Source organism: Agromyces italicus DSM 16388, assembly GCF_000421545.1.
Taxonomy (GTDB): domain Bacteria; phylum Actinomycetota; class Actinomycetes; order Actinomycetales; family Microbacteriaceae; genus Agromyces; species Agromyces italicus.
The window spans coordinates 162,708-176,352 of the sequence record NZ_ATXF01000005.1 but is presented as its reverse complement, the minus strand read 5'-3'; the positions used below and the strand labels follow the sequence as shown (position 1 = coordinate 176,352).

14 protein-coding genes are annotated in these 13,645 nt (G+C 69.8%); 7 read left to right on the top strand and 7 right to left on the bottom strand.

Annotated features, from left to right (window positions below; translation table 11 throughout):
* Positions 1 to 18 precede the first annotated feature (18 nt).
* Positions 19 to 237, top strand: coding sequence for a hypothetical protein (locus tag H516_RS0105110; protein ID WP_022888643.1), 219 nt, complete (start codon positions 19 to 21; stop codon positions 235 to 237).
* A gap of 70 nt (positions 238 to 307) precedes the next feature.
* On the opposite strand, the gene H516_RS0105105 is transcribed toward H516_RS0105110, so the two are convergent.
* Positions 308 to 1,015 carry a FadR/GntR family transcriptional regulator gene (locus H516_RS0105105; RefSeq protein WP_022888642.1) on the bottom strand — a complete coding sequence of 236 codons (708 nt, stop codon included), beginning with the start codon at positions 1,013 to 1,015 and terminating at the stop codon, positions 308 to 310.
* A gap of 199 nt (positions 1,016 to 1,214) precedes the next feature.
* On the opposite strand from H516_RS0105105, the gene H516_RS0105100 reads away from it, so the two are divergent.
* Positions 1,215 to 3,014 carry a 2-isopropylmalate synthase gene (locus H516_RS0105100; RefSeq protein WP_033196820.1) on the top strand — a complete coding sequence of 600 codons (1,800 nt, stop codon included), beginning with the start codon at positions 1,215 to 1,217 and terminating at the stop codon, positions 3,012 to 3,014.
* Between the two features lie 238 nt (positions 3,015 to 3,252).
* Here H516_RS0105100 and H516_RS0105090 read toward each other — a convergent pair whose 3' ends face one another.
* The 3 genes from H516_RS0105090 to H516_RS18435 all read right to left on the bottom strand — a co-directional run bounded on the left by H516_RS0105090 (position 3,253) and on the right by H516_RS18435 (position 6,727).
* The gene (locus H516_RS0105090; RefSeq protein ID WP_211217071.1) at positions 3,253 to 3,543 is read right to left on the bottom strand and encodes a response regulator transcription factor; all 291 of its coding nucleotides are present in this window, start codon (positions 3,541 to 3,543) and stop codon (positions 3,253 to 3,255) included.
* A gap of 183 nt (positions 3,544 to 3,726) precedes the next feature.
* A complete protein-coding gene (locus H516_RS0105085) occupies positions 3,727 to 4,764 on the bottom strand; it encodes an FUSC family protein (protein WP_022888638.1) in 1,038 nt (345 codons plus the stop codon).
* A 100-nt stretch (positions 4,765 to 4,864) separates the two neighbouring features.
* The gene (locus H516_RS18435; RefSeq protein ID WP_033196871.1) at positions 4,865 to 6,727 is read right to left on the bottom strand and encodes a BCCT family transporter; all 1,863 of its coding nucleotides are present in this window, start codon (positions 6,725 to 6,727) and stop codon (positions 4,865 to 4,867) included.
* 61 nt (positions 6,728 to 6,788) lie between these two features.
* On the opposite strand from H516_RS18435, the gene H516_RS0105075 reads away from it, so the two are divergent.
* Entirely contained in the window at positions 6,789 to 7,715 is a 927-nt protein-coding gene (locus H516_RS0105075; RefSeq protein WP_026378445.1) for a 5'-3' exonuclease, read from the top strand.
* 146 nt (positions 7,716 to 7,861) lie between these two features.
* Here the strand turns inward: H516_RS0105075 and H516_RS0105070 are convergent, their stop codons facing one another.
* The gene (locus H516_RS0105070; protein WP_022888635.1) at positions 7,862 to 8,257 is read right to left on the bottom strand and encodes a hypothetical protein; all 396 of its coding nucleotides are present in this window, start codon (positions 8,255 to 8,257) and stop codon (positions 7,862 to 7,864) included.
* A gap of 55 nt (positions 8,258 to 8,312) precedes the next feature.
* The gene (locus H516_RS18430) at positions 8,313 to 9,308 is read right to left on the bottom strand and encodes a hypothetical protein (protein ID WP_022888634.1); all 996 of its coding nucleotides are present in this window, start codon (positions 9,306 to 9,308) and stop codon (positions 8,313 to 8,315) included.
* Between the two features lie 101 nt (positions 9,309 to 9,409).
* Between H516_RS18430 and H516_RS0105060 the strand changes: the two genes are divergently transcribed.
* From H516_RS0105060 to H516_RS0105045, 4 genes are all read left to right on the top strand, one after another.
* Positions 9,410 to 9,664 carry a hypothetical protein gene (locus H516_RS0105060; protein WP_022888633.1) on the top strand — a complete coding sequence of 85 codons (255 nt, stop codon included), beginning with the start codon at positions 9,410 to 9,412 and terminating at the stop codon, positions 9,662 to 9,664.
* 178 nt (positions 9,665 to 9,842) lie between these two features.
* Positions 9,843 to 11,519, top strand: coding sequence for an alpha/beta hydrolase (locus H516_RS18425; RefSeq protein WP_157432154.1), 1,677 nt, complete (start codon positions 9,843 to 9,845; stop codon positions 11,517 to 11,519).
* Between the two features lie 92 nt (positions 11,520 to 11,611).
* Positions 11,612 to 12,028 carry a hypothetical protein gene (locus tag H516_RS0105050; RefSeq protein ID WP_157432153.1) on the top strand — a complete coding sequence of 139 codons (417 nt, stop codon included), beginning with the start codon at positions 11,612 to 11,614 and terminating at the stop codon, positions 12,026 to 12,028.
* Between the two features lie 61 nt (positions 12,029 to 12,089).
* Positions 12,090 to 13,043 (top strand): GlxA family transcriptional regulator, encoded by a 954-nt coding sequence (locus H516_RS0105045; protein ID WP_022888630.1) that lies wholly within the window; start codon positions 12,090 to 12,092, stop codon positions 13,041 to 13,043.
* Positions 13,044 to 13,059: 16 nt separating this feature from the next.
* Here H516_RS0105045 and H516_RS0105040 read toward each other — a convergent pair whose 3' ends face one another.
* Complete coding sequence (locus H516_RS0105040) at positions 13,060 to 13,605, bottom strand: GNAT family N-acetyltransferase (RefSeq protein WP_022888629.1); 546 nt, start codon at positions 13,603 to 13,605, stop codon at positions 13,060 to 13,062.
* Between the last annotated feature and the right edge of the window lie 40 nt (positions 13,606 to 13,645).

Genomic DNA, 13,645 nt, shown 5'->3' with positions numbered 1-13,645 from the left:
CGGCGTAACTTGACTGCCATGACGAACCTGGCCCAGACCGAAAGCTCGATCGCCGTGCTCGACGAGCCCTGCCCGCGGTGCGGGTCGGGGTCGGTGCGCGTGATCGTCTACGGCCCGCTCGACCTCGCGGTCGAGGCCGAGTCGGTCGACCTGCTCCTCTCCGACGACTCCCCGATCTTCGACTGCCGCGAGTGCGGGTTCGAATGGGGGCTCGCGGTCCGCGAGCTGCTCGGTTGAGACGGCGATCAGGTCGCGGGACTCGCGTCCCCGTCGCATCACCGATTCCGAGGATCGTGCACCGTCTCGCTCAGACGAGCCTCGCCTTCAGGGATTCCAGATGGGTGCGGCTGAGTTGCGCGGCCTCGATCGGTTCGCGGTCGGCGATGGCGTCGACGATGTGCCGGTGGGCCACCTGGTCGGCGCCCTCGTCGGTCACCGGCCGGAGTCGGAGCATGTCGACCATGGCGTGACGCAACCGCGGCACGAACCCGTCGAAGAGCTCCGTGAGGATCTCGTTGTGCGCGGCCGCGACGACCTGCCGGTGGAAAGCGGTGTCGGCATCGACATGCGCCTCGATGCTGGCGTAGGGCGCGGAGCGTGCGTCGAGGGAGCGGCGCAGCAAGCGCAGCTCCGCCGGCGTCCGCCGCTCAGCGGCGAGCTCGGCCGCAGCGGACTCGATCGCGATGCGTGCTTCGATCACCGAGATGATGTCGGTTCGGCGCAGCACGGCGTCCCAGTCCTCCGGAGCGTCGAGGGCAGTGACGAAGACGCCGGCGCCTTGCCGCGATTGCAGGATGCCGCGGCCGGCGAGGTGCCGGATCGCCTCGCGAACGGTCGAGCGGCCGACCCCGAGCTGAGGTCCCAGCGTCGTCTCTCCGGGCAGACGCTCGCCGAGTACCCACTCTCCTGCGCGGATGCGGGTGAGCAGCAGTTCGGCCGCCTGCTCCGCCAGCGACGCTCGTCGCACCTGGGCCAATCGCGTCTCCGTCATCTCGCTGCTCGTCTGATGGATCATTCACCATCCTAGTGATTCCAATCGCGCAGACTTCGAGCCAGTTCTCTACTTGTCTGAGGAGTCGTGCTAGGTTGTCGGTGTGCTTCTCGGACTCCTCCTTCTTCGCCGCCACGGCGGGGCCTAGCCTGACCGGCTCCCCGACGTGGAGCGGAATCGCGCGCCGGTCGTCTCCCCGCACGACCGAAGAAGGACACCGCTCATGAGTTCGACAGCTTTCTCCAACATCTCCACGCCGGTCGGTCCGGTACCCGCCGATGCGGCTTCCTGGAACCGGCAGCGACACTCGCAGATGCCGTCCCGCCGCTACCGCGACGCGTACTCCCGCGTCGAAGTGCCGCTCGTCGAGCGGGAGTGGCCGCAACGCCGCCTGCTCGCAGCGCCCCTGTGGGTGCCGGTGGATCTGCGCGACGGCAACCAAGCGCTCGCCGAGCCGATGGACCCGGCGCGGAAGCGCCGCTTCTTCGAGCTGATGGTGCGGATGGGCTACAAGGAGATCGAGGTCGGGTATCCGTCGGCGTCGCAGACCGATTACGACTTCGTACGGCTGATCGCCGAGACCGACCTCGCTCCCGAGGACGTGACGATCGTCGTGTTCACGCCCGCCCGCCGTGACCTCATCGAACGCACCGTCGCATCGATCCGCGGGATCCGCAACGACGTCGTCATCCACCTGTATACCGCCACCGCGCCGACCTGGCGCAGCGTCGTGCTCGGGCACGACCGCAGCACGCTCGCTGACCTGATCCTCGCCGGCGGCCGCGACGTGCTCGACTTCGCGGGGGACCTCCCGACGGTGCGCTTCGAATTCTCGCCCGAGGTCTTCAACCTCACTGAACCCGACTACGTCCTCGAAATCTGCGACGCAATGACCGAGCTGTGGGATGCGACCCCGCAACGCCCGGTCATCCTGAACTTCCCGGCGACCGTGGAGATCGCGACGCCGAACGTGTACGCCGACCAGATCGAGTACATGCACAAGAACCTGGCCCGCCGTGACGCCGTCGTCCTCTCGGTGCATCCCCACAACGATCGGGGCACCGGCATCGCCTGCGCCGAGCTGGCCGTGCTCGCCGGTGCGCAACGCGTCGAAGGCTGCATCTTCGGCAACGGCGAACGCACCGGCAACGTCGACATCGCCACCCTGGCGCTCAACCTGCACGCGCAGGGCATCGACCCGATGATCGACTTCTCCGATATCGACGAGATCCGCCGCACCGTCGAGCACAGCAACCGTCTCGAAATCCACCCCCGCCACCCCTACGTCGGCGACCTCGTGCACACCGCGTTCAGCGGCACTCATCAGGACGCCATCAGGAAGGGCTTCGCCGAGCACCGTGCCCGCGCGACTTCCGAAGGCCGACCGGAGCGCGAGATCGAGTGGCGGGTGCCGTCCCTGCCGATCGACCCCGCGGATCTCGGCCGCAGCTACGACGCCGTCATCCGCGTCAATTCGCAATCCGGCAAGGGCGGCATCGCCTACCTCCTGGAAACCGAGTACGGCATCGAACTCCCCCGCCGCCTGCAGATCGACTTCGCCCGTCGCGTCCAAGAGCATGCCGACGCGACCGGCGTCGAAGTCGACGCGCCGGAGCTGCTGGGCCTGTTCGAACGCAGCTACCTGAGCCGTGCGGGCGGGGGCGTCGAACTGCTCGATCTGCGATCCGAGAGTCACGAGACGTCCACGATCACGAGTGTCCGCATCCGGGTCGACGGAGCCGAACACGGCGGCAGCTACGACGGCATCGGTCCGGTGGAAGCCGTCACCCGTCTTCTCGCAGAGCGCGGCATCCCTGTCGACATCCTCTCGCTGCACCAGACTTCGCTGTCTGCCGGAAACAGCAGCGAAGCCCTCACCCTCATCGAATTCCGAGATCGCACCGGCACGGGGTGGGTGGCGGGCCGGGACCGCTCCGTCCTCACCGCAACCGTGAACGCCGTCCTCGGCGCCGCACACGCACCGTCAGAGATCCCGAAGCAGGGCATCTCGATCAGCGGGTGAGACCGGGCCGTCGCTGTCGAGCGCATTCCGGATGGCGTCGTGTCGTTCACGCGTGAGGCGAATGCGCGTGGCGAACAGGATCCCGGGGATGAGGCAGATTCCGGTTCCGACGGCCATGAGCAGCCGGATGGCGGACAGCGCATCCGGGGTCGGGCCTCGCACGGCCGAGGTCACGATCGAGCAACTGGTCAACTGGTTCGCCGCGGAAGCGAAGAGCCGAGGAGACTGATGAACCGCACTACGTCGCCGACCGCGTCCAGACGACGGCGGCGATGACGCGACGATTCTCGTCGGCGCACTGCAGGAGACCGAGCTTCACGAAGATCGATCGGATGTGCGACTCGACGGTGCGCTCCGACACGCACAGGGCCGTCGCGATCGCCGTGTTCGACGCGCCCGTCGCGAGTGTGCGGAGCACGGTCGTCTCACCGGCGCTGAGTGCGGCGAGGTCGGGGACTCGGGCGTCGATCCAATCGAATTCGGTTCGCTGGGGCTGGGGCTGGGGCTGGGGTTGGAGAAGCAGCCGCAATTTCGCCTCCTCATGCACGCGGCGTTCCGGGACAAGGCACTGCCGTCGGGGCGACGGGGTACGGGGAGCCGGCCTGTCACGGTGCTCGGGGTCAGTCTGCACCCGCTCGAGCGCGGCGGTGAGCCCCAATCCGGGGGGAGCGGCCGACGGCGGTCCGCCTGCCGGCCCCGGCCTCGGCCCCGGCTACTGCTCGTCGAGCAGTTCGCCGCGGATGCGGCGGAGGTCCTCCATGAGCGATCCGACGAGGATCCAATGCCCCGAGCGCGGCGGGGCGATGACGAGCGGGGCGGTGAGCGCGGGCACCGCGGAGGTCATCGGTTCGGGCTCGGGCTCGATGTCGGCCAGATGCACGGCGAGACGCACGTCGTGGGCGGAGCGACGCAGCTGCTCGGCGATCGCCCGTACCGTCGGCTCGTCGGAGAGGGCGTCGTCGTAATGGTCGAAGAAGGCGCGGGTCATGCCGATGACCTGCGTCACGATCGGGCTCAACCGTTCGACGAGCGCGCGCATCTCGGCGAGGTCGGTGCGGTGCGCCGAGCGTCTGGGGTTCAACGTGAGCGACTCCTCGCCGGCGGAGATCGCCGCATCCGCGGTATCCCGCATCGGCCGCATGAGGCGCGCCTCGAGCATGAGCTGCTGAAGCTCGGCGGGCGATTGCGGCGTCTCGAGGGCGCTCGCGAGGCGGTCGAGGGATGCCGCGAGCTCGCCGCCGAGGAGGGCGAGGTCGCGCCGTGCGGGCCCGACCGCGACCGGCGGCACGATGAGTGCGTTCACGACGATGCCGATCAGCGCGCCGATGAGCGTCTCGAGCACCCGGTCGATCGCGTACTCGGGTGACGTGGCGCCGAGCGCGAGCACGAGCATCGCGCTGATCGCCACCTGGTTCGAGGTGCCGGGCGTCATCTTGAGGGTCCAGGCGACGAGCATCGCGACGACGATCACCACGAGGATGACGGCGCTGTTCTGGCCGAACGCGAGCGAGATGCCCGTGGCGATGAGGACGCCCAGGATGACGCCGATCGACCGCTCGATCGCCTTGCCGAACGACTGGTTCACGCTCGGCTGCACGACGAGCAGGGCGGCGATCGCCGCGAACACCGGCAGCTGCCCGGGAATCAGCCAGCCCGCGACGAGCCACGCGGTGATCGTCGCGACGGCGGCCTTCGCGACCTGAAGGATGGGCACGCGTTTCGTCGCCCTGAAGGTCGAGGTGATCGCCATGCGTCCCATTCTTCTCACACCGTGGGTTGAGGAGCGACGGAGGAGCGTCTCGAAGCCCTCCCCCTGGGGTTTCGAGACGTCGCTTCGCTCCTCGACCCGCTTACTGCGGAAGCGTCCGCGGGTCGTCTTCGCCGTGCTCGGGGATGTCATGGTCGTCGCCGCCCGACAGGGGGTCGTGGTCGACGACCGCATCGACGTCGTCGGTCGGCACGTTGTCGGGCCTGGCGTTCTCGACGGACAGGGCTCCGGCTGACGCGTGCGGCCCGCGGCCCGAGGCATCCGCGTGCAGCCCCAGCCGTCGCCGCAGCCCGCGCACCCAAGCGGGCGGCGCGGCGACGATGCCGCGCTCGAGCGGCTCCTCGACCTCGAGCCCGTAGTACTCGCCGATGTGGTCGATGAACTGCGCCCGCTCGGCCTTCGCGTAGGCGCGGCGCTCGCGCGTGAACGCGATGATCGTCGACCAGCAGATGAGGAGCATCACGACGCTGAACGGCAGGGCGATGATGATCGCCGCCGTCTGCAGCGCCTTCAGCCCGCCCGAGAGCAGCAACGCGATCGCGAGCGCGGCGGTGATCGCGGTGAAGAAGGTGCGGATCCAGCGGTGCGGATTGAGCTTGCCGCCGGTGGCGATCATGCCCATGACGAGAGCGCCCGAGTCGGCCGAGGTGATGAAGAAGATGCCGATCAGCAGGATCACGCCCACCGTGAGCACCTGCGTGCCGGGGATGTGCTGGAGCATCTCGAACAGCGCTCCCTCGACGTTCACCGAGCCGTCTGCCTGGGTGAGCGTGCCCGGTTCGGCCAACTCGAGCGCGAGCGCCGAACCGCCGAGCACCGCGAACCAGAGGATGCCGAGGAGGGTCGGCACGAGGATCACGCCCATCACGAACTGGCGTACCGTGCGTCCCTTCGAGATGCGCGCGATGAAGATGCCGACGAACGGCGCCCACGAGATCCACCAGCCCCAGTAGAAAGAGGTCCAGCTCGCCTGCCACGCCTCGCCCGCCTCGCCCTGGAATGCGCTGACGTTGAACGACAGCCCGATGAAGTCCTGCACGTAGTTGCCGATGGACTGCACGAACTCGCGCAGCAGGAACTCGGTCGAGCCGAACACGAGCAGGTACAGCACGAGCAGGCCCGCGAGTACGAGGTTCGCCGTCGAGAGCCACTTCATGCCCTTCGTGACGCCCGAGAGCACCGACATCAGCACGAACACCGAGATGACGAGGATGAGCACGACCTCGGTGGTCTCGTTCGGCTCGAGGATGCCCGCCGAGTCGAGCCCGGCGCTGATCTGCAGCACGCCGAGGCCGAGTGAGGTCGCGACGCCGAAGAGCGTGCCGACGAGGGCGATGACGTCGATCACGTGACCCCAGCCGCCCTCGACCCGCTTGCCGAGGATCGGCTCGAGGGTCCAGCGGATCGAGATCGGCCGCCGACGCCGGTGGATCGCGTACGCGAGCGCGAGCCCGATCACGACGTAGATCGACCAGGCGTGCACGCCCCAGTGCAGGTAGGTCTGGCTGAGGGCCGCCTGCGCCAGTTCGGACGGCGTGCCCTCGACGCCGGGGCGCGGCGACACGTAGTGGCTGAGCGGCTCGCTGACCCCGTAGAAGACGAGACCGATGCCCATGCCGGCGGCGAACAGCAGCGCGAACCACGAGAGCAGCGAGAACTCGGGCTGGTCGTCGTCGCGGCCGAGGCGGATGTCACCGAAACGGCTGAAGCCGACGAAGAGGCTGAACGCGACGAAGAACGCGGCGATGAGCACGTAGTACCAGTTGAAGGCGTCGACGATGCTCGACTGGATCGCGCCGAACATGGTCTCGGCGGCCTGCGGCGCGATGAGCGCGAAGGCGACGAACAGGGCGATGACGATCGCGGCGGGCCAGAAGACCCATCGCTGCACGGGTGGAAGGGTCTTGCGGTCGAGGGTCGGTCGTTCGTTCGATGCGCCGCTCATCTGCCCACGGTACCGGGGATGCCGGTGGTCTGCCATGATCGGCGGTGTGGCCGACCGACTGATGCTCCTCGACACCGCCTCGCTCTACTTTCGCGCCTTTTACGGCGTGCCCGACTCGTTGAAACGTGCCGACGGCACGCCGGTGAACGCAGTTCGGGGGCTCCTCGACATGATCGCGCGGCTCACGACCGACTTCGAACCCACCGAGCTCGTGGCCTGCTGGGACGACGACTGGCGGCCCGGCTGGCGGGTGGCCCTCATCCCGAGCTACAAGGGCCACCGGGTCGAACGGGCGGTGCCCGGCGGCGTCGACGTCGAAGAGACCCCGCCCGGACTGGTGCGCCAGATTCCGCTCATCCGCGAGGTGCTCGGCCTCATCGGCGTGCCGGTCGTGGGAGCCGCCGAGCACGAGGCCGACGACGTCATCGGCACCCTCGCGACCGGTGCGCGCCGGCCCGTCGACGTCGTCACGGGCGACCGCGACCTCTTCCAGCTCGTCGACGACGAGGCATCCGTTCGCGTGATCTACACCGCCCGCGGCATGTCGAAGCTCGAACTCGTGACCGACGCCGTCGTCGTCGGCAAATACGGCGTGCTGCCGCAGCAGTACGCCGACTTCGCGGCGCTGCGCGGCGACTCCTCCGACGGGTTGCCGGGAGTCGCGGGCGTCGGTGAGAAGACGGCGGCCGGTTTGATCCAGCAGTTCGTCGACCTCGACGGCATCATCGAGGCGGCCGCGGATGCCTCGGCGCCGATGTCGGCCGGCGTGCGCGCCAAGCTCGCGGCGGCCGCCGACTACCTCGCGGTGGCGCCGCGGGTCGTCGAGGTCGTGCGCGACCTCGAGCTGCCCGAGGTCGATGCGCGGCTGCGCCCGGTCACGGGTGAGCGGCGCGCCGCGCTCGAGGCGCTCGTCGACGACTGGAACCTCGGCGGCTCGGTCGCGCGCGTGCTCACGGCGCTCGACGCGACCGCGCCCACTGCTGGTTGAGGAGCGAGCGCGGCGAGCGTCTCGAAACCGTGCTGCTGGTTGAGGAGCGAGCGCAGCGAGCGTCTCGAAACCGTACCGCTGGTTGAGGAGCGAGCGCGGCGAGCGTCTCGAAACCGTACCGGGCGCTCCTCAACCAGCGGTGCGGCTCACGCGGTCACCCCGAACGGCACCCGTTCGGGCGTGAACCAATGCACGGGGGCCGGCAGTTCGACGCCGCCCGATGCGAGCCAGATGGCGACGAACGCGTAGGCGGCGGTGAGCACGGCGAGCCCGCCGAGCACCCACGCAGTGCGTACCGCCCATGAGGTCTTGACGCCCGCTGCCCGATACCGCGGCACCGCCATGGCGGCGACCCAGATCGCCGCGCAGCCGAAGCCTGCGATCCATACGGTGCGCAGTGCGTCGCCCTCGAGCGGTGCGAACACGGCGATGACGAGCGCGCCGGCGCCGAGCAGCAGCCCGGTGTACGCGAACATGCGCGCGAAGCCGAGGCCGCCGAGGTCGTCGTCGCTGTTCCACCACGGCTGCGTCGGCTCGCTCATGCTCCGATCGTATGGCCACCCGCCTCGGTCTCGCGGGCTCGGGCTCTCCTGAGCCTCAGCCCTCGGATGCCTCGCCGCGCACCCGTGGCGAACGACCGAGCAGCGCGCGGCCGACCAGCCCGACCCCCGCGACGCAGACGGCGACCACGAGCGGCGGCACGACCAGGGCGGGGTCGGTGAGCGCCATCCCGAAGACGCGCCGGGCGTAGTCGAGCATCTCGGCTGGTTCGCGGGCGAGCACCCGCGTGCCCGCGGCGGCCGACACGGCCGTGATCAGGGCGGGCCCGACCCAGAGGATCACGAGGCTCGCGAGCGCGGCGGCCACCCGGCCGACCGTGCCGACTCCGCCCCACGCGATCGCCGCCCCGACGAGCACCGAGGGGACCCAGCGCACCGCCGCCCACAGCCAGGCGGGCTCGCCCGTGAAGACGGGGTCGGGAGCGAGCAGCGGGTGCAACCACCCCGAGATGAGCACGGCCGCGACCGCGAGGCCCATCATCGCGCCCGCGCGCGGTGCCCGCGCGATGAGCCAGAGCACGAGCACGGCGACGCCGAGCGCGAGGACGGCCACGGCGAGCACGGCCGCGAGGTAGAACTGCGACCACGTGTCGTCGCGGAGTCCTGCCGCGACGACCGTTGCGGTCTGCACGATCGCGACCACGTCGACGAGGAGCACCCCCGAGAGCAGCAGGGCGAAGCCGCCGCGGGGGCTGCGATCGCGCAGCGAGCGTGCGGTGATGCCCGCGGCCGCCGCGCCGACGACGAGCAGGGAGGCGATCATCGACAGCCGGTACTGGCTGAACGGCAGCAGCACGAGCGGCATGTCGTCGGGCATGGTCTCGCTCGCCCACAGGTTCTGCAGCGGCAGCCGCATGCCGGTGATGAGCCATGGCAGCAGACCGATCGCGGCCGCGGCGACGCCGATGAGGATGAACGGCCAGCGGGGCAGGGTCGCCGACGGCGGCGGGGTGGATGCCTCGTGGCCGTCGGCGCCGTGGGGGCCGTCGGGTACGGGGTCGGGCGTTGCGGGCGTCGTCGTGGACGGTTGCATTGGCCACCTCGTCGATCGATCGGGTCGGCCGACGCCGGCCGATTCGCCCACCCTACGCCCGGCCTCCGACAGCGCCTCATGGGTCGCGGTGCACCTAAGATATGGATTCCGGCTCGATGATTCGCCGGCTGTTCGGAGGGGTGGGTCTGGGCTTGTCGGGGTTGCGTCTGGTCGATGGCGGTCTGGTGTTGCGGATCGGGCTGCTGGCGGCGTCGGGGCCGGTGCGTGACCTGCACCTGCCCTTCGCAGCGTCGGGTTCGGTCGAAGTGGACGAGATGCTTCGCTCGGTCTCGCGTGGCCGGGAGGCGGCCGCTGAGGGTGTTTCGGGCGTGCTCGGGGTGGCCGGGCGTCGTTGACGGGGCTGGATGCTTCGTTGCAGGATCTGGATGCTGCGTTGGCTGCCGGGGTGGGCTGATGCCATGGTCGCGTGAGGCTCCGGGTGCTGGTGACCTGGAACAGATTATGCTGGCCGGTCGGGTGCGAGGGCGGCTGGCCGAGGACTTGTGGGCACACACGGTTGCCGGGATCGACCGCGTGATCGCCGAGACCCCGACGGTATGGGAGGGGCAGACCGCAGACGTGTTCGTCGGGTTGCTCGCGGGCGTTCGACCGGATGCAGTGGCGTTGGGCCGTGCGTCGGCGTCGGACGCGGACGTGTTGGGTCGGTACGCGGCTGAGGTGGCTGACATCCAGGAATCGGATCGGCTGCTCGCGACGCGCGCGGAGGAGGTCGAGTCGCGGTTGCGTGGTGCCCGGGCCGATTGGGCCGACGCGAGCGGGGCGTGGGCCGAGGTGTTCCCGACTGCGAGCATCGTGCCGGGCAGCGAACTTGAGCAGGCTCTGGCACGGGAGCGGCTGGCGGAGGTCGAGGCAGAGGCCGCGGTGCTGGAGCGCGAGCGCGATGTGCTCGTCGAGCGTCGAGAAGCGGCGGACCGGCGGTGCGTGGCCGGGCTGAGCGACCCGGCGCAGGGCGGGGACGTGGGTCGGGTGCTGGCCACTGCGGTTCCAAGTACCGGGTCGGTGCTGGGGATGCTGTCGGGGTTGAGCGCCTCGGAGCTGCTCGCGGTGCTGGAGGCGCGTCCAGGCCTCGTGGAGCGGTTACGGGCTGAGAATCCTGACGCGGTGCATGAGTGGTGGTCGGGCCTCGACCGGTCGGCGCAGCATGCGTTGGCGTTGGGGGTTCCCAACGTGATCGGCGGCCTGGGCGGGGTGTCGTACTGGGCGCGGGACCGGGCGAACCGGATCTTGTTGGACCGGGCGATCACAGATGCACGCACGGCTCCGGAGCAGGTCGGCAGGCTGACGGCGTTGGAAGAAATCCGCGACGCCCTGAAACCTCGTCGCGGGGTGGTGCGTCAGTTGACGGTTTTCGAGAACGGGGACCGACCCCTGGCTGCCGTGTCGGTGGGGGACTTGGACCAGGCGGTGAACGTGACGTACAGCGTGCCGGGGATGAATACCCGGGGTGCGGATATGCAGTTGTGGGCGCGCGGCGCACAGAACCTGTACGACGAGCAAGGCCTGGTCGGTGGGCCTTCGGCCCGGGCGGTGGTGGCGTGGATCGGGTACGAGACCCCGACCGAGGTCACGGTCGGGTCCGGGGATCTGGCGCGGGCGGGCGGTGACCGGTTGGTCGACGAGCTCGAAGGGTTCAACGCCACCCGAAACGGCCGGGACGTTGAGTTGCATGTGGTCGGGCACTCGTACGGGACCACGACTGCCGCGAACGCGCTTTCGGCCAAAGACCTTGGGGTGGCGTCGTTCACGATGCTCGGCTCAGCCGGGATCGAGCCGAGCATCGGCGGAGCCGACGGGCTGCATGCCGGGCAGGTGTTTGCTGGTCAAGCGCAGAACGTGTTTCCCGTGATCGAGGCCGGGAAGGGTGATGAATGGGCGCACGTGGGGCGAAGGGTCAGCGGCAGGGACAACCCGATGGAGCCCGGGTTCGGGGCCACATCGTTCGGGGTCGACGGCGAACCAGACAAAGACCTGCATCAAGTCACCGCGCATGATCCCCTCATGCCCTACGGTGCCGAGAACGGCTGGGGATACCTCGACAAAGACACCGAATCCCTCCAGAACACCGCATTGACCTCGACCGGGCAACCCGAACGACTCACCGGGTATGCCTGGCCGGGGTTGACTCAGGTGCAGGAAGGCCTGATCTACGGGCCCCCGAGTTTCGGCTCCCCCACGGAAGGCACCAGATGAGCACTCCCCGCCCCTGCACCCTGACCGCTGCGGCCGCCACCCTGACACTCCTACTGACCGGCTGCGCCGGCCCTACCGAACAGGAAGAGTCCATGACACAGACCGAATCGGAACATGCTCTCTCTGAGCTGATGACCTCGTCACGGGAAGTACTGGCGCTGCCGTCTGAAGGCTGGGACCAGGGTTACCCGCTCGTGCCGGACCCGTGCATCCTGTCGAACGGGGACCTCGGGGTGGACTACGTCGACCTCCGCACGTGGACCGGCGACACCGGCACTGAAGCGGACACCGACGCACTCCTCGAACGGGTCCGTGAGCACTGGGAAGCCCAAGGACTCACCACCAGCCTTGATGTGCGCGAGGGAAACCCCGGTGACGAGCCGTACCTGTTCTTCACGGGGCGGGGCGGTCCGGTACAGAACATTCGGGTATCGGTGATTCCGGGGCAGGTCACGCTCGATGGCGAGTCGATCTGTGTGGTGGACGCGGACGATCTGTTCCCCGACTGATCAGCCCAGCAAGCCAGCGCCCGAATGGCGCTTCACTTGCGAAGCGTGGCATTCTGGCCGGATGACTCGTCGCCATCATCGCGTCGCCGTGCTCGTGCTGCCGGGGGCGAAACCGCTCGACGTCGGCATTCCCGCACAGGTGTTCTCCACTCGCGCGAGCATGCCCTACGAGGTGCGCGTCTGCGGCGCCGCCCCCGGGCTCGTCACGGGCGGCGACGGACTCTCGTACCACGTGGCCGACGGCCTCGACGCGCTCGCGTGGGCTGAGACGATCTTCATTCCGGGCTACCGCCGCCCCGACCTCGACGACCCGCCCGCCGCGGTGGTCGAGGCGCTGCGCGCCGCGCATGCGCGTGGGGCCCGGCTCGCCGCCATCTCGACGGGCGCGTTCGCGCTCGCGGCGACGGGGCTCCTCGACGGCCGCCGCGCCACGACGCACTGGCACTACACGCGGGCGCTCGCCACGAGGCATCCGCTCGTGAACGTCGACGCCAACGTGCTCTTCGTCGACGAGGGCTCCGTGCTGACGAGCGCCGGCGCGGCCTCGGGCCTCGACCTCTGCCTGCACCTCGTGCGCCGCGACCACGGCGTCGCCGTCGCGAACCACGCCGCCCGGCGCCTCGTCGCCGCGCCGTACCGCTCGGGCGGGCAGGCGCAGTTCGTGCCGCGGAGTCTGCCGCCCGAGCTCGGCGCGGTGTTCGCCGACACCCGCGAGTGGGCGTTGCGCCGGCTCGACGAACCGCTCACGCTCGATGTGCTCGCCCGTCACGCGAACGTCTCGGCCCGTACCTTCTCACGCCGCTTCGTCGACGACACCGGGTACACGCCCATGCAGTGGGTGCTTCGCGCCCGGGTCGACATGGCGCGCGAGCTGCTCGAGCGCAGCGAGCTCGGCATCGATCAGATCGCGGCCCGGGCAGGACTCGGCACGGGGGCCAACCTGCGGCTGCACTTCAAACGCATCCTCGGCACCTCGCCGAGCGACTACCGCGAGACCTTCGCGCGGGGCGAGTAGCGCCCGCGCGGCCCGGTCACGCCAGGTCGAGCACGGTCCAGACGATCTCGCCGGCCTCCTTCTCGATCGCCGTGCGATCGCGCCGGAACCCGAGCTTGTCGAGCACCCGGAACGACGGAGCATTCCAGCTGCCGACCGTCGCCCAGAGGCGCTGCCGACCGGTCGCCCGCGCCGCCTCGACGACGGCCGCCGCCGCCTCGGTCGCGTAGCCGCGTCCGTGCGCACTGCGCAGCAGCTCGTAGGCGAGCTCGGGTTCGTCGATCGTCGAGCGCCCGATGACGAGTCCGCAGTAGCCGAGGAACTCGTCGCTGCCGCGCGGGTGCAATGTCAGCAGGTGGATACCGCGCGCCGGTGCGCTCTCACGTGCGCCCCGGATGTCGGCGAGCGCCTCATCGAGGCTCATCGGCTCGTCGACGTGCTGCTCGAGCCCACCCGTGCGCTCGGCGTGATCGCGCAGGCGCTCGACGACGAGCCGCCGGTAGCCCTCGGCGTCGGCCTCCTCCCAGAGCTGCAGGGTGAGGCGCTCGGTCTCGAGGGCGAAGGGCAGTGGCGCATGGGGCATGCGATCACGCTATCGGCAGCACGGACTGATCTTGGCGAGA